The sequence below is a fragment of the Bacteroides reticulotermitis JCM 10512 genome, assembly GCF_000517545.1.
GTDB lineage: Bacteria > Bacteroidota > Bacteroidia > Bacteroidales > Bacteroidaceae > Bacteroides > Bacteroides reticulotermitis.
This window is the reverse complement of record NZ_BAIV01000025.1, coordinates 78,604-96,015: the sequence shown is the minus strand read 5'-3', so window position 1 is coordinate 96,015 and position 17,412 is coordinate 78,604. Positions and strand designations below refer to the sequence as shown.

At 42.0% G+C, this 17,412-nt stretch carries 23 protein-coding genes and 1 pseudogene; 11 read left to right on the top strand and 13 right to left on the bottom strand.

Annotated features, from left to right (window positions below; all coding sequences use genetic code 11):
* Positions 1-249 precede the first annotated feature (249 nt).
* Positions 250-1,155, bottom strand: a complete 906-nt coding sequence (locus tag JCM10512_RS14985) for a phosphatase PAP2 family protein (protein ID WP_044164358.1) — start codon at positions 1,153-1,155, stop codon at positions 250-252.
* 5 nt (positions 1,156-1,160) lie between these two features.
* Positions 1,161-1,859, bottom strand: a complete 699-nt coding sequence (locus JCM10512_RS14980; RefSeq protein WP_044164384.1) for a phosphatase PAP2 family protein — start codon at positions 1,857-1,859, stop codon at positions 1,161-1,163.
* Positions 1,860-2,098: 239 nt separating this feature from the next.
* Here JCM10512_RS14980 and JCM10512_RS14975 point away from each other — a divergent pair, with 239 nt between their 5' ends.
* The 3 genes from JCM10512_RS14975 (at position 2,099) to JCM10512_RS14965 (ending at position 4,155) form a co-directional block, all read left to right on the top strand.
* Positions 2,099-2,950, top strand: a complete 852-nt coding sequence (locus tag JCM10512_RS14975; protein ID WP_044164357.1) for a helix-turn-helix domain-containing protein — start codon at positions 2,099-2,101, stop codon at positions 2,948-2,950.
* A 114-nt stretch (positions 2,951-3,064) separates the two neighbouring features.
* Complete coding sequence (locus JCM10512_RS14970) at positions 3,065-3,715, top strand: NAD(P)-dependent oxidoreductase (RefSeq protein WP_044164354.1); 651 nt, start codon at positions 3,065-3,067, stop codon at positions 3,713-3,715.
* Between the two features lie 2 nt (positions 3,716-3,717).
* Positions 3,718-4,155 carry a MoaF-related domain-containing protein gene (locus JCM10512_RS14965; RefSeq protein WP_044164352.1) on the top strand — a complete coding sequence of 146 codons (438 nt, stop codon included), beginning with the start codon at positions 3,718-3,720 and terminating at the stop codon, positions 4,153-4,155.
* 107 nt (positions 4,156-4,262) lie between these two features.
* Here JCM10512_RS14965 and JCM10512_RS22545 read toward each other — a convergent pair whose 3' ends face one another.
* The 6 genes from JCM10512_RS22545 to JCM10512_RS14940 form a co-directional block, all read right to left on the bottom strand.
* Positions 4,263-4,391 (bottom strand): methyltransferase, encoded by a 129-nt coding sequence (locus JCM10512_RS22545; protein ID WP_148298420.1) that lies wholly within the window; start codon positions 4,389-4,391, stop codon positions 4,263-4,265.
* Positions 4,392-4,425: 34 nt separating this feature from the next.
* Positions 4,426-4,872 carry a GNAT family N-acetyltransferase gene (locus JCM10512_RS14960; RefSeq protein ID WP_044164351.1) on the bottom strand — a complete coding sequence of 149 codons (447 nt, stop codon included), beginning with the start codon at positions 4,870-4,872 and terminating at the stop codon, positions 4,426-4,428.
* A gap of 11 nt (positions 4,873-4,883) precedes the next feature.
* Positions 4,884-5,378 carry a mechanosensitive ion channel domain-containing protein gene (locus tag JCM10512_RS14955; RefSeq protein ID WP_044164348.1) on the bottom strand — a complete coding sequence of 165 codons (495 nt, stop codon included), beginning with the start codon at positions 5,376-5,378 and terminating at the stop codon, positions 4,884-4,886.
* Between the two features lie 32 nt (positions 5,379-5,410).
* Entirely contained in the window at positions 5,411-6,247 is an 837-nt protein-coding gene (gene ygiD / locus JCM10512_RS14950; protein WP_200869107.1) for a 4,5-DOPA-extradiol-dioxygenase, read from the bottom strand.
* Between the two features lie 289 nt (positions 6,248-6,536).
* Positions 6,537-7,115 (bottom strand): YceI family protein, encoded by a 579-nt coding sequence (locus tag JCM10512_RS14945; protein WP_044164343.1) that lies wholly within the window; start codon positions 7,113-7,115, stop codon positions 6,537-6,539.
* Positions 7,116-7,254: 139 nt separating this feature from the next.
* Positions 7,255-7,620 carry a winged helix-turn-helix transcriptional regulator gene (locus JCM10512_RS14940; protein WP_044164341.1) on the bottom strand — a complete coding sequence of 122 codons (366 nt, stop codon included), beginning with the start codon at positions 7,618-7,620 and terminating at the stop codon, positions 7,255-7,257.
* An 88-nt stretch (positions 7,621-7,708) separates the two neighbouring features.
* On the opposite strand from JCM10512_RS14940, the gene JCM10512_RS24175 reads away from it, so the two are divergent.
* The 4 genes from JCM10512_RS24175 (at position 7,709) to dinB (ending at position 11,138) form a co-directional block, all read left to right on the top strand.
* Complete coding sequence (locus JCM10512_RS24175) at positions 7,709-8,146, top strand: FMN-binding protein (RefSeq protein ID WP_244437218.1); 438 nt, start codon at positions 7,709-7,711, stop codon at positions 8,144-8,146.
* A gap of 137 nt (positions 8,147-8,283) precedes the next feature.
* On the top strand, positions 8,284-8,790 hold the full coding sequence (locus JCM10512_RS24170; protein WP_244437217.1) for a 4Fe-4S binding protein: 507 nt from the start codon (positions 8,284-8,286) through the stop codon (positions 8,788-8,790).
* A gap of 2 nt (positions 8,791-8,792) precedes the next feature.
* Positions 8,793-9,989, top strand: coding sequence for a nitroreductase family protein (locus JCM10512_RS22095; protein WP_081741350.1), 1,197 nt, complete (start codon positions 8,793-8,795; stop codon positions 9,987-9,989).
* A gap of 57 nt (positions 9,990-10,046) precedes the next feature.
* Positions 10,047-11,138 carry a DNA polymerase IV gene (dinB, locus tag JCM10512_RS14925; RefSeq protein WP_044164339.1) on the top strand — a complete coding sequence of 364 codons (1,092 nt, stop codon included), beginning with the start codon at positions 10,047-10,049 and terminating at the stop codon, positions 11,136-11,138.
* Between the two features lie 56 nt (positions 11,139-11,194).
* Here the strand turns inward: dinB and JCM10512_RS24655 are convergent, their stop codons facing one another.
* The 4 genes from JCM10512_RS24655 to JCM10512_RS14910 all read right to left on the bottom strand — a co-directional run bounded on the left by JCM10512_RS24655 (position 11,195) and on the right by JCM10512_RS14910 (position 13,949).
* Positions 11,195-11,329: a hypothetical protein gene (locus tag JCM10512_RS24655; RefSeq protein ID WP_262482613.1), complete on the bottom strand. Its 135-nt coding sequence runs from the start codon at positions 11,327-11,329 to the stop codon at positions 11,195-11,197.
* 369 nt (positions 11,330-11,698) lie between these two features.
* A complete protein-coding gene (gene rny / locus JCM10512_RS14920; protein ID WP_044164337.1) occupies positions 11,699-13,234 on the bottom strand; it encodes a ribonuclease Y in 1,536 nt (511 codons plus the stop codon).
* A 116-nt stretch (positions 13,235-13,350) separates the two neighbouring features.
* A complete protein-coding gene (locus JCM10512_RS14915; protein ID WP_044164335.1) occupies positions 13,351-13,641 on the bottom strand; it encodes a cell division protein ZapA in 291 nt (96 codons plus the stop codon).
* A 14-nt stretch (positions 13,642-13,655) separates the two neighbouring features.
* Entirely contained in the window at positions 13,656-13,949 is a 294-nt protein-coding gene (locus tag JCM10512_RS14910; RefSeq protein ID WP_044164381.1) for a coiled-coil domain-containing protein, read from the bottom strand.
* A gap of 893 nt (positions 13,950-14,842) precedes the next feature.
* On the opposite strand from JCM10512_RS14910, the gene JCM10512_RS14905 reads away from it, so the two are divergent.
* From JCM10512_RS14905 to JCM10512_RS14895, 3 genes and pseudogenes are all read left to right on the top strand, one after another.
* Complete coding sequence (locus JCM10512_RS14905) at positions 14,843-15,433, top strand: hypothetical protein (RefSeq protein WP_044164333.1); 591 nt, start codon at positions 14,843-14,845, stop codon at positions 15,431-15,433.
* A gap of 4 nt (positions 15,434-15,437) precedes the next feature.
* Positions 15,438-15,720, top strand: a pseudogene (locus JCM10512_RS14900) (winged helix-turn-helix domain-containing protein).
* Between the two features lie 157 nt (positions 15,721-15,877).
* On the top strand, positions 15,878-16,444 hold the full coding sequence (locus tag JCM10512_RS14895) for a 5'-methylthioadenosine/S-adenosylhomocysteine nucleosidase family protein (protein ID WP_044164331.1): 567 nt from the start codon (positions 15,878-15,880) through the stop codon (positions 16,442-16,444).
* On the opposite strand, the gene JCM10512_RS14890 is transcribed toward JCM10512_RS14895, so the two are convergent.
* The gene (locus JCM10512_RS14890; protein WP_044164329.1) at positions 16,411-16,773 is read right to left on the bottom strand and encodes a YbaN family protein; all 363 of its coding nucleotides are present in this window, start codon (positions 16,771-16,773) and stop codon (positions 16,411-16,413) included. The genes JCM10512_RS14895 and JCM10512_RS14890 overlap by 34 nt on opposite strands.
* A gap of 120 nt (positions 16,774-16,893) precedes the next feature.
* Here JCM10512_RS14890 and JCM10512_RS14885 point away from each other — a divergent pair, with 120 nt between their 5' ends.
* Positions 16,894-17,226: a 6-pyruvoyl trahydropterin synthase family protein gene (locus JCM10512_RS14885; protein ID WP_044164327.1), complete on the top strand. Its 333-nt coding sequence runs from the start codon at positions 16,894-16,896 to the stop codon at positions 17,224-17,226.
* Positions 17,227-17,412 lie beyond the last annotated feature (186 nt).

Sequence of the window (17,412 nt, the reverse complement as noted above, 5' to 3'; positions counted from 1 at the left end):
TAATACTGTCTAAAGAGATAAATGAAATGGGCGTTTTTATACTTTACTATTGATATAAATATATAATATTAAGTTTATATAAATAAAAAAACACGAAACAGAGAGGCTGGCAACTTGAAAAGGATAAGTAATTTGCTTAAATACAATGAAGGAATAAAAGGAAAGTCGTGCAATGCTTACTGTATAGTTCTAGTTTCCGTGAACTCCCTCTTAAAGAGTAATCAAATCTTCTTAATTGTATTGCGGTATTTAAAATGTGTATGCTAATCCAAGTCCGGCACTTTCTGTACTGATGACGGGAGCGATAACTAAACTTTTATGATTTTCTTTAACTCCGAGTATATTATGCCAAACCGGTAACAATATATAGCCTAATTCTGCGCTTATTATACCAATGCCGGCCCCGGCTACCACATCACTTACCCAATGCTTTTTATTAAAGACTCGCATAATTCCAGTCGCCGTGGCTACTGTATATCCACCTATTCCAATCCAAGGAGAAACATCCTTATACTCTTTAAAAAGAATATGAGCCCCGACAAAGGCAGTAGCCGTATGTCCCGAGGGAAATGAATGAAAATTAGAGCCATCGGGACGCTCTACGCCAAAAGAACTTTTCATAGTTTGTACAGCTGCTCCCATAACAAGGTAGGCTGATGCTACAATCAATGTTCGGTCTCTGAAATTATGCTTTGCTTTTATTCCCGTCCAATCTAGTGCATAAATAGCAATGGTGGGGGCATACTGGGTATAGTCGTCATATGGTACATGTTTGGATACATGTTCTCCAACTTCATTATTTGTGCTGTGATCTAAATTTAATAGCGATTTATTTTCTTGTGCAATTATTCCATACGAGATTAAAGCGGTTGGTATCAGAAATTTGGAATAAGATGAATTGAAGAACGTTTTCTTTTCGTTGGGTGAACGATACGTCGTGTACTTTTCATGCTTGCTCCCGAATGAGAGGATCTCGTTTTCCCTTATGGGGTTAGAGAGATAAGGGATTAGATAGTGATTCTTCTTCAGATTTATAGAGTCAGTTTGAGTTTTAGGCTGGATTGGAAGGTTTCTACGGATGCTGTCTTCCGATTGAGCATGCAACTGCATGACAAGGTTGAGCAGAAATATTGCTATTAAAATAGTCTGTTTCATATAGCTTATGAAAAGAAGTTCATTCTAAAGATATATATTAATAATTCGCTAAGTAAGGTGATCAATACGATGTAGGATGACAACACTACCGTGATTAATTTAATTCGTTGCGTCGAATAGATTTGCTCGGAAGTAGCATACCCTTTATTTTTCTTTTGGTAAAAATGATACAGTGAGTATACCAGCCAGCCTATGATGCATCCGGAAATAGCTCCGGCTACTACATCGGATACGAAATGTACTCCTAAGTAAACTCGGGAATAGGATAAGACCAAAGCCCAGATGTAGATGGTGATCGAGTAATATCGATTGCTGAATAATAATGCTGTTAATGTTGCAAAACCAAATGAATTTGTGGCATGGCCCGAAATAAATCCGTACTGTCCTCCGGCATATCCGTATAACGTTCTAACATGCTCTTCAATACCCGGAAAATGAGTAGGACGCAAGCGAGCGAAAAAAGGTTTGCATACAGCTGAAGAGAACTGGTCGCAGCCTATAAATAGAATAACAATGGCTATTAATATAGGTAGCCATACCTGCCATCTCTTACCGTGAATAATGCTTATAAGTAAGAAGAGTATGGCGGGAATCCAAATAATACCTCCTGAAAACAACCACATAACGCAATCCATAAAATAGGAATAAGAGCCATTTATCAGAAAGAATAAACCCTTTTCGTATGGCAATAACTTTTCGAGCATATACATTTTATAATAGTTTGCCCAAATATATGCGAGCAATTTTGCAGATATTCTGAATTTGAGGGTTTGCGTTGAATCTGCTTGAAAAAACGAAGATCGAATCTATCAGATGCCGAATATGATGGTTGTATTAAAACACAATATAGGACAGCGTATTAAGTGTTCATTAACGATGAATAGTCCGAAAGAAGCTTTATATTTGTCAATCGTTGATTCGATTTTGCTAAAATAATGAAGATATGAGACTGAAAGAGAACATCAGAACCTTTGATTTTACCCCTTCATCGATTGAGATAGAGGTCAAAAAGCTAACATTTATAAAAGAACTTCCCAACTTATTGGGTTCTCCGCATAAAGTCTCTTTCTATCAACTAATGTGGGTCACTGAAGGAAGTGCTGAGCTTAAAATCGATTTCCGTAAAATACGGGTCGGCGTAAATGAACTGCTGCTTATCTCTCCGGGACAGGTTTGTGAGTTCGATATTACATCTGTCTATTCGGGTAAAATGATCTTGTTTACTGATTCCTTTTTTACGGTAACCGAAGTGGATGCCGATTTTCTGTACTCTTCGCAAATACTCAGTCTGTCGAACCTAAATCAGGTTGTTTCAGTTTGTCCCTTGTTGGCGGATAATTTGATAGCTTTATTGGAAGAGGAGTTAAAAACTTCAGCCGATAAGTTCCAGGCAACAATAGCTCAAAGTCTTTTGCGGGTTATTCTATTTGAAGCGGAACGCACTCTGAGTAGTGCTTACCCACCATCTTCCAACAAATACAATTTAGCCCAATCTTTCCACAATGCGGTGGAAAAGCACTTTCGAGAGAATAAACGCTTGGAGTACTATACGAGTTTATTGGCTGTTAGCGAAAGGGTATTGTCCAAAGAAGTAAAGTTGTTGACAGGTGAAACTCCCAAAGTCTATCTCGATAAACGGGTTGTTTTGGAAGCGAAAAGGTTACTTGCTTATAGCAAACTGTCTGCTAAGGAGATCGGGTTCTTGCTAGGCTTTGAAGAACCGGGAAACTTTAATAATTTTTTCCGTAAACATACGGGCTTGACCCCTGCTAACTTTAGAGCATCCATAAAATGAACCGGTGTCGGTTATTTATAATTTAAAATCGCTTTTTTATAATAAGTCCTTTACTCGGATCACCTATCTTTGCATTGTAAATAAGGAAGTTATAAAACTTAAAAACAGAAAGATATGAAAAAAATTGTTTTAATCGGTGCAAGTGGATTTGTCGGATCCGCCATTCTCAACGAAGCTTTGGATAGAGGACTGGAAGTAGTGGCAGTCGTTCGTAATCCTGATAAAATAGGAATAACCAATTCGAGCCTGACCAAGGTGAAGGCTGACGTCTCATCCGCTTTAGAAATAGTGAAGTTAGTGAAAGGTGCGGATGCGGTTATTAGTGCCTACAATCCGGGATGGAACAATCCTGATATGTATAATGAAACTTTGAGAGTGTATCCGGAGATTCTGAAAGGAGTCAAAGATGCCGGGGTGAAACGGCTGCTGATAGTAGGAGGAGCCGGAACTCTTTTTGTTGCACCGGGTAAGCGTGTAATTGATTCGGGAGCTATTCCGGAAGCAATAATGGGAGGAGTCAAATCTCTAGGCGAATTTTACCTGCATACACTGACTAAAGAAAAAGAGATAGACTGGGTCTTCTTTTCTCCCGCCGGACATATTTTCCCGGGCGAACGTACAACTACTTACCGTTTAGGTAAGGACGACTTGATTGTTGACGCAAAGGGCGAAAGTAATATTTCCGTGCAGGATTATGCGAAGGCTATGATCGATGAATTTGAAAAGCCGCAGCATCATCAAGAGCGGTTCACAATAGGGTACTAAGTATGAGGTTAATTGGTTATTTACTTGCCTTAGGCACTTCATTGGGACTCTTATTGGGCTGTTCGGGTAAACCATCAGAAACGGTTGGTCAGCAAGTTGCTCCGCAGTCCACCATATGCTCTATTATAGGGAAGCATGTGAAAATTGAGTATCCTGAGATGAAAGCTGAGATTACTTATTCATCAGACTCTACGCTGCATTGGAAAACGATCGATCAGCAAAATGTTACTGCTGAGGGAGATGAAAAGATGAGCGTTAAACAAGTCGGAGACAGTTTGTTCTTTATTAACTGGATCGAACAAGACGGGGAGACCGTCAGTCAAGTTGTCGATCTTAAGAAGCAGATTGTAACAGTTTTCTTGAGTTATCATGACCCGAATAGCGATAGTGGGCAGAGAGCCGGCATCCCTTTTGAAGGAAAGCTGACTTTCAGTGATTAGATTTTGCATCATTGATCTATTATACAAAGAGGTTGTCTCAACATAAAATGAGATAGCCTCTTTGCGTATACAATATCTTGATACCTCTTATTGAATAGCGGCTCACCTCATGCTTTGGTGGCTGACACTGCCAACATCATCGGTCGCCTGAGTTCATCTTTCATGCCGGGAATGTCGCTCAACATCTCTCCGTATTTCTCAAAAAAGGACTGTTTGTCGTAAGCGTTTTCTTTCATCTTTTTTTGTTATCATCCAGTAAGTAATACGCTGCTATAGCTCTATCTCATAGATGCGCGATTCTTCGTCCCAGGGGTGATAGCCATTACCAATGTAGCTAAAACCGAGTTTCTCATAATAGCCGATGTGTTCGGTACTTAGATACAGATACGGGAAACCACTTTCCCGGCTATCCTGTTTGGCTTTGTCGATGAGTAGTTCGCCATAACTGCTTCCTCGATGTTGCTCTTCAATAAATAGCGCACAGAGCCAGGGGTATAAATCCATCCGGCTGATAAAATCGTTGGTAATCAGCCCGGCGCAACCGATGATCTCACCTTCTTTCAGGAGAAGATACCATTGTGGTAAAGGGGTGCGACTGGTGAGGCTGTGCGTGATTGAATCTTCGTAGATATTTCGCGACACATCCCATTTGCTGCTGATGTAATCAATCGCTAAGTCCTTGTATGATGGCGTTTCTCTAACTGATATAATTTGCATATATACGAGCTTTAATTCTTAATAACCGACACGATCTTTTGGAGAAAGAGGCTGTTTGGAATTACAATCAATTCACCCTCATCGGTCCGTATGTGCGTATAAAATGTTTGTATGTTCTCAATTACTGCAATAATGGGTATGTCCTTGTCGAGAAGGTGAATCCGATCGCCTACCCGAAACGGAGCCGAGAAGAACATGATGATTCCTGCCGTGATATTGCTTAGCAGAGACCATTGAGCGAAAAAGGCGACTCCGATTACTGCAAAAACAGAAGAAAGCCCTAGAAGAATATTATCCGGTTGTACTCCCCAAATGATGGCAATGGTAAATAAAAACAGAATATTTAGTAGGATAGACACTACTTGCCTTACCTGTAGAATTCGGTTTTCAGGCATTTGAATAATAGTACCCGATTTCCTGATTATGTTGAATGAAATGTAGCGGGATATAGGTAGTAGCACAATTACAATGGCAGATGCAATGATCTGCGGTAAGTATTCTTTCATGTTGGCTCTTTAGTTTTATGTATGGTCATTAATTATGTATAGTCATTGATCAGGAAAGAGGTCATACTCAATGATCCTGCGATTACTTTATCGTTGAACAGGCTGATCTTTTCGTTAGGCTGCATCATCCCTAAAATATATAGCATGGGTAAGTAATGCTCGGCTGTGGGAATAGCTAGCTTTATGTCCGGATGTAAAGACGAGAAGTTGACCAACGGCTGAATATCTCTGTTCAATAGCTTGGTTTTGAATACGTCATTCAGTTCGAATGCCCAATCATAGCCATGTTCCGCGTTAAAGTCGCCTCCTTTTACATTGACCATGCGAAGGTTGTGGATCATGTTCCCGCTACCTAGTACCAAAACCCCTTTCGTACGCAGGAAGGCGAGTTGACGGGCTAGCTCCATATGCTGCTGTGGAGAGAGGTAATGATCTAAACTGATTTGTATGACCGGAATATCAGCCTGCGGATAAATATATTTAAGTACAGACCACGTGCCATGATCCAAGCCCCATTGGTTGTCTCCACCTACGGCCGGATCAAGTTGGTTTATAATTTCTTGTGCCAGCTGCGGATCTCCTTTTGCCGCATACCGCTGTTGATACAAGGCTTGTGGAAAACCGTAGAAGTCATGGATCGTTTGCGGAGTCGGACTCAAGGTGACAAACGTTCCCTTCGTCTCCCAATGAGCCGATATGCTTACTATGGCAGTAGGGCGGGGGAGAGTTGCAGACAGTGCCTGCCATTCTTTTGAAAACTCATTCTCTTCGATGGCGTTCATCGGCGAACCGTGTCCGACAAACAGAATGGGCATCAAAGGGCTATTATCTGTTGAAGATATGCTGTTAGAAAAACTATTTAGGTTCATACTTTTAATATTTGTTCAAAAATAAGATGGAAAGATGGATTACACGCATCTTTCTGTTATAAATATAGAGTTTTTTTTAAGATTAGAAGAAACTTTAGCATAAAATAGAAGAAACGTACAATACATTCGAATATCGGAGCGTGAGGTAACCCCCGCAAACCGCTGGGAGATTCGTTTCATCTGAAAAAGTGTATCGAACAAGAAATGAGGTTTTCATGCTCATTCCTTATTCGATACCCTACTAGTCTGACTATTGTTTGAAATAAATAAGCGTACCTTCTATCTCGGCTTATTTGTTTGGGCTGAACTCTACGTCTGCGATGATTTGTACATCGTTGCTGATTACCGCTTCCGGGAATTTAGGGCCTAAGTCGAAGTCCGATCTTTTCACAACTCCTTTAATCTGGAAGCCGGCGGTGGTTGCGTTATTCATCGGATTGGTCACTGTTCCGAAATAAACAACATCTACTACGACAGGCTTCGTGATACCGTGGAATGTGAGATTGCCATGAAGTTTACCTTTATCCTTTCCTGTTTTCTCTACGGAAGTACTTTTAAATGTCAAAGTCGGATATTTCTCCGCATCGAAGAAATCGGCAGAGCGCAGGTGATTGTCACGCATCTCTACGCCGGTGTCCATGCTGGCTATTTTAGCGGTAACCTCAATTTGTGCATCCAGATAGTCCGGTTTGGACGTTGTTACCTTTACAGAAAAGTCGGCAAAGCGGCCGCTTATTTCTGATATGGTCAGGTGTTTAACTACAAAACCCAAGCGCGAATGAGCCGGGTCGTTTACCCAAGTGTTTGTTTGCCCCATCATGGAGAGAGAGCCTAACATCGATACCAAAACTACCAAATACTTTTTCATAATGTTTTTGTTTAACTTTATAATTTAGCTTCAGTGATTAATCTGAAGCGGATGGTTACTCGGCTAATCTTATTTAGAAAACACTTGGCTTTGTTAACTTGTTCACTTATTTTCCCTGTTTTTACAGATAAACGGTTGGTTATTTCTCGGATTGAGGCGTAAGGTTACCGAGGCTGTTTGCCCAAGCTGCAATGTCCAAAACGACAGGCAATACGGACAATCCCAATTCGGATAATTTATATTCAACTTTCGGCGGAATAACCGGATAAACCGTGCGCTCAATGATGCGATTTCTCTCCAGATCGCGGGCAGTCTGCGTAAACATCTTATTGGATATTCCGTGTAAACTGCGCTGTAATTCGGAAGAACGGGCGGCTCCATCTTTTAAATGATATATCATCATGGTCTTCCATTTCCCTCCGATAAGCTCCATTGCTAACTCCAACGAACAATAATATTCCTTCCCCTGAAATAAAAAATTCTTCTTATTACCTTGATTATCCATAAAATACACCTTTTGGAAACTATATAACTTTTTTGTAAGTACTTGCAAATATAATAGTAAAGGCCTTATTTTGCAAAAAAGAATAGGTATGAAATATGTTAAATGGCAACAAGTGTGTAGCTTAATTACGTGTTTTCTGATAATGTTGGCAGTTGCGATCAATCGTGATCAGCAGTTTTTTGGGAAAACATTGCTAAAGTCGGGATCGGATTCGCAAACAGATTCTACCGCCAACTACGTAGGATCGGATGGTATGCTGATCATCTCTACAGACGAATTGGCAAAAGATGTGGTAGGATACGGAGGAAATGTTCCGTTGAAGATCTACTTAAAAGATGGAAAAGTCAGTAAGATCGAAGCATTGAAGAATGCCGAGACTCCCGGTTTCTTCCGGGATGTAGAACAAGGTGTATTGCCCCAGTGGAACGGGTTGACGGTGGACGAAGCTTTGAAGAAGAAAGTAGACGGCATCTCCGGTGCTACACTTTCGTCCAACGCTGTTATCGAATCGGTGAAGCGTGGCTGATGTATTCGCAGGGGATTGAGACAGTGGAGACCCCGGCAGAATCCGCGTCAATTTTTAGTCTGAAATTTGTCTGTACTGTTCTGGTGATCCTTGTCGGAGCGATAGTGCCGATCTTTGTTCGCTCTCCCCGTTACCGGATGGCACAACTACTGTTGAATGTTGTTGTGCTGGGCTTCTGGAGCGGAAGTTTTATTTCCTATTCACTTTTGGTCAATTATATCTCTAACGGCTTGAATGTATGGGCTGCCGTGATTCCCGTTCTATTGTTGATCATCGCTTTTGTGTTTCCATTGTTTGGCAAGAAGAGCCATTATTGCAATTGGGTATGCCCGTTGGGTTCTCTGCAAGAGGTGGTTGGCAAAAGTGTGAAATACAAATTCTATATTCGTCCCCGCTATCTGAAATTCCTGAATTATTTCCGTGACGGTTTATGGGCGCTTCTGATGCTTCTCATGTGGGCGGGAGTCTGCTTTGAGTGGATGGATTACGAGTTGTTTACCGCTTTCATATTCCAACAGGCATCAACGGCCGTTCTTGTATTGGCGATTGTCTTTTTATTGCTATCTTGTGTCGTGGTTCGTCCTTACTGTCGTTTTGTATGCCCCACCGGTACTTTATTCCGAATATCTCAAAATACTAAATAAATATGAATACATCGAACATCCTTAATGTGCTTTTAGCCGTAGCGCTCGTTATTCTCTCTGTGAAAATAGCCTTTTTCACGAGTAACCATGCCGATGTCGAGACAGACACTTCGGCAGCTGTTATCAACAACATCCTAACGCGTACCAGTATTCGGGCGTATCAGGATAAACCCGTGGAAGAAGAGAAAATACAGCAACTGCTTCAGGCAGGAATGGCTGCTCCGAGTGCCAAGAATAAACAACCTTGGAGTTTTGTTGTTGTGAAGAAGAAAGAAATTCTCCAGCAATTGGCGGATGCTTTGCCTTTTGCCAAGATGGCTTCACAGGCTTCGGCAGTGATCGTTACCTGTGGTGATTTGACTAAGACGTTAGAAGGAGAAGCAGCCGCATTCTGGATTCAGGATGTTTCTGCCGCATCGGAAAACATACTTCTGGCTGCCCATGGACTTGGACTGGGCGCCGTGTGGACCGGCGTATATCCCGGTGCCGATCGTATGAAAAGCGTATCGGATATTTTGAATCTGCCCGATCACATCATTCCGTTGAATGTTATTCCGATTGGTTATCCGGCAGAATCTCCCGCCCCTAAGAATAAATGGAAAGAAGAAAATGTCCATTACGATGGATGGAATGCCGGTGAAGCAGGAAAAAGTGAGGCAAAAGCAACTGCCCCTGCTACCGCTAAGGAGTCGCAATGGAAGAAGTTCAATCCGATGGAACAATGGCAGGCGAATCCGTTTACGCTATTCAGCAAAGACTGGATGCTGCTGGCGGTTGGCAAAAAGGGAGATATGAATGCCATGACTATCGGCTGGGGCGGACTTGGCACTTTGTGGGGCGAAGACCGTCCCGTGGTTACGGTATATGTAGAGAAACGCCGCTATACCCATTCATTCATGGAGAAAAATGAGTATTTCACGGTAACGGCTTTCCCGGAACAATACAGAGATGCGCTGAAATATCTGGGCACTCATTCCGGACGTGACGGTGATAAGATTAAAGCAGCCAACTTGCATGTAGAGTACACGCAATTAGGAAATCCGATATTTACGGAAGGTAAATTGGTGTTGGAGTGCAAGAAGGTATACGGTGCGCCTTTTAATCCCGAAGGCTTTGGAGATGTAGCCCGTAAAGTGTATAGCGATCGTCCTTTGCACTCGGTTTACATAGGCGAAGTAGTCAATGCGTGGATAAAATAAAAATGATTTTCTGGTTTGGGAGATTTGTAGTAAGTTTGCTCTGACTAACCGAATGTGATGTCCCTACGTAAGATTATACATATTGATATGGACGCCTTCTACGCTTCTGTAGAACAGCGTGATAACCCTGAGCTAAGAGGGAAACCTCTGGCTGTGGGTTATTCCGAGGAGCGGGGTGTTGTGGCGGCCGCCAGTTATGAGGCTCGTCGCTTTGGCGTTCGTTCCGCGATGTCTTCGCTAAAAGCAAAGCGACTGTGCCCGCAGCTGATCTTTGTGCGGGGGCGTATGGATGTATACGAATCTGTTTCCCGGCAAATACATGAAATCTTTCACGATTACACCGATGTGATTGAACCTCTTTCGCTGGATGAGGCCTTCTTGGATGTAACTGAAAACAAACGCAATATAGCCCTGGCGGTAGATATTGCCCGGGAAATAAAACAACGCATTCGGGAGAAGCTTAATCTGGTAGCCTCAGCGGGGGTATCTTACAATAAGTTTCTGGCGAAGATCGCTTCGGATTATCGGAAACCGGATGGCTTGTGTACCATTCATCCTGAGCAGGCGCTCGATTTCATCGCACAACTTCCCATTGAATCTTTTTGGGGTGTAGGCCCAGTCACCGCTAAGAGAATGCACTTCTTAGGTATTCATAACGGACTTCAATTGCGTGAATGCTCATTGGAGATGCTTATCGCTCATTTTGGTAAAGTGGGTACACTCTATTATGAATGCGCGCGCGGAACTGATGATCGTCCCGTAGAATCCGTTCGTATTCGAAAGTCCGTGGGTTGTGAGCGTACGCTCGAGCGGGATATTTCGCTGCATTCTTCCGTTATCATCGAACTGTATCACGTTGCCGTGGAGTTGGTGGAGCGTCTACAAGAGGCAGAGTTTACGGGAAACACCTTAACGCTTAAAATTAAATTCCACGACTTTAGCCAGATAACCCGTAGCATTACACAGACTCAGGAACTGAGCACTTTAGATTGCATACTTCCGTTGGCTAAGGAGCTGTTGAAAAGCGTATCGTATGAACAGCATCCCATTCGGTTGATTGGGCTCTCCGTCTCCAACCCGAAAGAAGAGGCTGAGGTGCAGCATGGCGTTTGGGAACAATTAAGCTTTGAGTTTAGTGATTGGGAATAAAAAAAGCGGGAAACTCGAAAGTCTACCGCTTTTATTCATATTATAAGTGTGCTTGTTTACATGGCTTGCTGCTTACTCAGCAGTTTTTGTAATTTACTGTTCAATACCTGACACATTGCACCATTTCCCATGGCTTGATAACGTTTAATACGGTACTGTAACATCATAATTTCATTTGCATTCTTTTTCATAATTTGTTTCCTCTTTTTTTGCTCCCCACATTTTGAAGAGCGGTTTTACATCTTGTTTCTTAATTACACTGCAAATATAGGCATTATTTTTGAAATACATGCTGTATAACATAAAAATAGCTGTTTTATATGTGGTTTTTCTTTTTATAGAGGGTTTTATGGGGCTTATGTTACAATCTTGTTACAAGAAAGGGGCTCGATTGGAGAATTTGGCTGCTCACTACAACCGGGGCTAGGGGATCTGTTTGCTTAGGTGTGTTGGTGTAGGGGAGTGGTGCGGATAAAAAGAAGGCCGGAAGAATAAAACTCCCGGCCCCTGCTACGGATTGATAACCGCCTTTTTTTATAGTATATTCTTTGAACGTTGCTTTACTTGGCAAAGCTTACCGCACGTGTCTCACGAATAACAGTAATTTTCACTTGTCCCGGATAAGTCATTTCGTCCTGAATCTTCTTCGCGATTTCGCCTGACAGGCTTTCAGTTTGCTTGTCGTCTATTTTATCCGCTCCAACGATTACACGAAGCTCACGTCCGGCTTGAATAGCATATGTCTTGGTTACACCTGGATAGGCCATAGCCAGTTGTTCGAGGTCGTTCAGACGTTTGATATAAGCTTCTACGATTTCACGGCGAGCTCCCGGGCGTGCACCGGAGATGGCATCGCAAACCTGTACGATAGGAGCCAATAGGCTGGTCATCTCTGTTTCGTCATGGTGAGCACCGATTGCGTTGCAGATATCCGGTTTCTCTTTGTATTTTTCCGCCAACTTCATACCGAGTAAAGCATGTGGCAATTCCGGTTCTTCATCGGGCACTTTACCAATATCATGTAGCAGGCCGGCACGTTTGGCTTTTTTCGGATTCAGGCCTAACTCTGATGCCATTACCGCACAAAGATTGGCTGTTTCGCGCGCATGTTGCAATAAGTTCTGTCCGTAAGAAGAGCGGTATTTCATTTTACCGATGATACGAATCAGTTCAGGGTGCAACCCGTGTATACCTAAGTCGATAGTTGTACGTTTACCTGTTTCGATAATTTCTTCTTCCACCTGTTTGCGTACCTTAGATACTACCTCTTCGATACGAGCCGGGTGAATACGTCCGTCGGTAACCAACTGATGGAGGGCCAGACGGGCAACTTCACGGCGAACCGGGTCAAAAGCGGAAAGCACAATGGCTTCCGGAGTATCGTCTACTACAATTTCAACACCGGTAGCTGCTTCCAACGCGCGGATGTTACGTCCTTCACGGCCGATAATACGTCCTTTGATCTCGTCCGATTCGATGTGGAATACGGTAACGGAATTTTCGATCGCGGTTTCGGTTGCTACTCGTTGAATTGATTGGATAACGATGCGTTTCGCTTCTTTGCTAGCTGTTAGTTTAGCATCATCCATAATATCATTGATATAGGATTGAGCCTGTGTTTTAGCTTCTTCTTTCAGCGATTCCACCAAGCGTTCTTTAGCTTCGTCGGCAGATAGTCCGGAGATTGTTTCGAGTTTGTCAATTTCCTGCTGTTGCAGTTTATCTAACTCTTCCTTTTTCTTGTTGAGGATGACAAGTTGTGTTTCAAGGTTTTCCTTTACAGCTTCGGCTTCCATCTTTTTGCGCTGAATTTCGTCTTGACGTTGGCCAAGTACCATTTCGCGCTGCTTCAATTTATTTTCAGCTTGTTGGATTCTTTGATTGCGCTGAGAAACTTCTTTCTCTAAATCGGCTTTCTTGTTGAGGAATTTCTCCTTTACTTCCAGCAATTTGTTTTTCTTAATCACTTCCGCTTCAGTCTCTGCTTCTTTCAGGACTTTATCGTATCTGGACTTCAATGCGTAACGGAATAGTACGTATGTCAGGCCTCCTCCTACGATAAAACAAGCGATTGATGCTACTATTGTTGCTATCATTCTACATTATAATTTAAAGTATATATAAATAAAAACGCACCGCTAAATATCCGTGTTCTTACTTGGATATTTTGCAGTGCATGAATTTTTAGTTTCATTGATTGAACTTCGGAGTTTTACTCTTCTTTGAAGCAGTTCTCCAGCAACTCAGTCAATTCTTCCATTTTGGCTGTGTATGGACCCGTATCATTACGCTCCAATAATTGTAGTTTTTCATAAGAAAACTGGTAGGCAACCATGGCTATTATTTTCTCAGAACCCAAATTTTTGTAACGTTCCCGGTATGCATTAAGCCTATTATTTACCTGTTTAGCCGCTTCTCTCACCATCGCTTCATCCTTACGTTCAATTGTAAGTGGATAGTTAGAATCGGCTATTTGCAAGTTTATTTTTATCTTATCGTTCATACATCTTTTTTATTTCATTCACTTAATAAAGCGATGCATTTATCGACTTCACGCACTAATTTTGACAATCGCAGCTTTGTCTCTTTTACATCGCTGCCGTTAAGGCTGATTGCCGTAGCTGTTTTTAGGTTTGTGTAGTTTGTCTCCAAATTTTTAAATTCAGCTTGTACCGTTTCGTTTCTCAGCTTCTCCATGTGAAGGAGCTGCTTTAACTCGGCATTCTCTCGTTTTAATTCATCATATAGATAGATCAAATGCCGTAGTTTCGTTTCGAAGGTATTTACTAACTTTTTTTCTTCTTCAGTCATTACTACACCAAAATTGTACACAAAAATACGATTAACTCTGATATTACAAAAACTTTTAGAGAGAAAATGCTCTTTTTTACCTTAAATAGTAAAGACACCTCTATGTTTGAGTAGAAATTTGTCTTTTTAGCTGGCACTTATTGCAGATGAGTTGCAATTTTCTGAAACGAGTCCGGGGTATGTTTGCCGTATCGGTGGAATGGGTGCGTTATTGGCGGATCGAATGCTTGAGACTTTGTGAACGATTCTAAATGGTTATGTATTGATAATGAAATAGATACATTCATCCTCGCAGCTGTGTTTATTTACTTTGTTTTAAAGTCCGGTTCGTTCGACCCGGGTCGAACGAAACAAATACCTGGGACGAACGAAAGGATAACCCGGGTGGAACGAAACAGACACCCAGGTGGAACGAATTAGCCGATGCAAGAACGGGACTTAGAGAAAGCGGTTTGGCTTCTTAGCATTCTAATCTTCGTGAATACCTGTTTAGAGGGCGTTTTTTCTAGCTGGTTAGTGTCTTCTTCTGGCTCATTTATATTTTTATCTAAAATAGTTTGCAAATATAAATGGTTTATAAAATAAACCATTTATATTTGCAGCGGATTCGAATTCAAAGATAGACTTAGTTCTAATTATTAAAAGGTAAATGTTATGGATAAATTGGATGAGAAAGCGCAAAGAAAAGAGAACTCCCAGCTGAGGACTCTAGAAATGAACGGGTGGAATGACGGTTTGCTTCCGGTAACCGGAAAATAAGTTAGCCTATGGAAGCGATCGTCATAAAGATTTTAATCGTTTACCTGGTTGCCATGATTTATATGGTGCAAGGAGCGTTAAACCGGGATTTATAATAAAAAGGTGTATGAATAGAAATATAAAACAGTAAAAATATGGAAGATAGAATGCTTAACGAGAAAGAAAGCTTGGCTTTAATCTCTCAGATGATTTTGAATACGAAGAAGAATGTACGGCAGAATGCCGGTGTACCCGCTTTGTTGTGGGGGTATGCTACAATCCTTACCTCTTTGGCTGTCTATGCCGGAGTGGTACTTTTGCAACAACAATGGGTCATGTTGGGCTGGTTGCTGATACCAATACTTGGAGGGGTAGGTATGCTTTGGTTGGGTAGACGGGAGAAACCGGTGATGACCAAAACATACCTCGACCGTGTCATTAAATACATCTGGTTGATTATGGGTTTGGTCTGTTTCGGGGTTTCGGCAGCCGCCTTCATTTATAATATTCCCATTCTCTTCTTTGTGAGTTTATTGATGTCGGCATCGATCACTTTGACAGGTTGTGTGGCCGACTACAAAGTTTATGTGTACTTTGGCATCGCAGGCATTATCCTCTCCTTCCTTTGTTTGGTGGTGCGGGCACCGGAACAGATCCTGGTTTTTGCCGCTAACTTTGTAGTGATGATGATTATACCCAGCCATATGCTGAATGCGGAAAATAGAAAAAATGAGTGTAAAGAATGAGCCTATGTTTAAAGAACTAAATCCGTTGCTTCACTCCGAACTGCGTCTGGGCATAATGTCTTTGCTGATTTCTGTCGATGAAGCCGACTTTGTCTACATTCGGCAGCAGACGAAGGCGACAGCAGGAAACCTGAGTGTACAAATCGAGAAACTGAGCAGTGCCGGCTATGTGAAAGTAAAGAAAACGTTTAAAGGAAAGATGCCTTGTACCATCTGCAAGGTGACCCCGAAAGTTGGAAGCTTTTGAAGAATATGTTGAGGCACTGAAGAGTTATATTGTGAAATAGGTGCTTTTGTCGTAGCACTTTGCTTGGTTAATCAGTGAAAAACCAGGCAAACTAAAAATGCGTCACCTCGAATTTATGATCAATTGGAGGTCATTCTTAACCAAATTGATCATAAATTCTTATTTTTGCATTCGATAACCTATTTATCAGTAAACATATGCTTAAAATATTAGTAACATACGCTGTTCAGGGCGAGTTTGTAGACATAAAGTGGCCGGATGCCGAGTTTTACTATGTACGTACCGGAATAGGAAAAGTGAAGTCTACCTTTCATCTGGCCGAAGCTATTCGTCAGGTGCAGCCTGACTTAGTCTTAAATATTGGAACAGCGGGAACGGTCAATCATGAAGTCGGCACCATTTTTGTTTGTCGGCAGTTTGTCGACCGGGATATGCAGAAACTGTCAGATTTGGGGATGGAATGTGAAATCGACACATCCGCTTTGTTGGAAGCTAAAGGCTTTTGTCGGGATTGGACTGAAACCGGAGTTTGCAATACCGGCGATGGCTTTCTGACCGAACTGGTTCACGTAGCCGGTGATGTGGTCGATATGGAAGCCTTTGCACAGGCCTTTGTCTGCCGGTCGAAGGAGATTCCATTCATCTCCGTAAAGTATGTGACCGACGTGATCGGGCAGAATTCCGTAAAGCATTGGGAAGATAAACTAGCTGACGCCCGCACCGGTCTTGCTCACTTTTTCAATGTTTTGAAAGAAAGAATATGATAAGTAACTCCTATTGCGATGAGAGCCAATACGATTTGTACCCATAGGTAAGGAATCAGATAAAAGATGCAATAAAGCATGGTGCCCCACATCAGTGATAGAGAAATGATCTTCGCACGGAGCGGGATGGATTTGTTTTCCCGAAAGTTGCGGATGTGCGGACCGAAATATTTATGATTCAGCAGCCATTGATAGAGGCGGGGTGAACCCTTGAAGTAGAGTGCGGCAGTAAGTAGCAGAAAAGGGGTTGTGGGCAACACCGGTAGAAATATGCCGATAATGCCCAATGCCAATGAAATGCTGCCCAAAATGATATAGAGAGTTTTCATGCGGCAAAAATAAGAAAAAAATAACGGTGATTGCTGAATGAAGACTTTATTTTATGCTACCTTTGTGATATTGCATTAAGGCGACATTCGCTATATATAACTATTAAAAAAAGCAGTGTAATGTTTACAGTAGTCAAACGATTTACTATTTCGGCAGCTCATAAGCTCGTTCTTCCTTACCGCAGCAATTGTGCTAGCTTGCACGGGCATAATTGGACTATTACCGTTTATTGCCGTTCCGAACGGCTGAATGCAGATGGGATGGTTATTGATTTCGCTCGTATTAAGGATGTGATCAAAGAGAAGTTAGATCATCAGAATCTCAACGAAGTACTTCCTTTTAACCCGACAGCCGAGAACATAGCCCGGTGGGTTCAGAAGCAGATTCCCCAATGTTTCAAAGTGGAAGTACGCGAAACGGATGACAATCTGGTAATTTATGAGAAAGAATAAGTAAATCTTTCATTCTTTGCAAGGCGGAAGATATCGCGCCGGAAGTTCGGGTATCTAATGGAGCGCATTCTTCGAACGCGACGTCTGCTTGGGGAACTTGTTTTCCCAAACAGAGCCTTAGGTCGGTATCGGGACCGGGCCAATCAAGCAAAAAGAATTCGATGAAGGAGCCAATACCGATCTTTT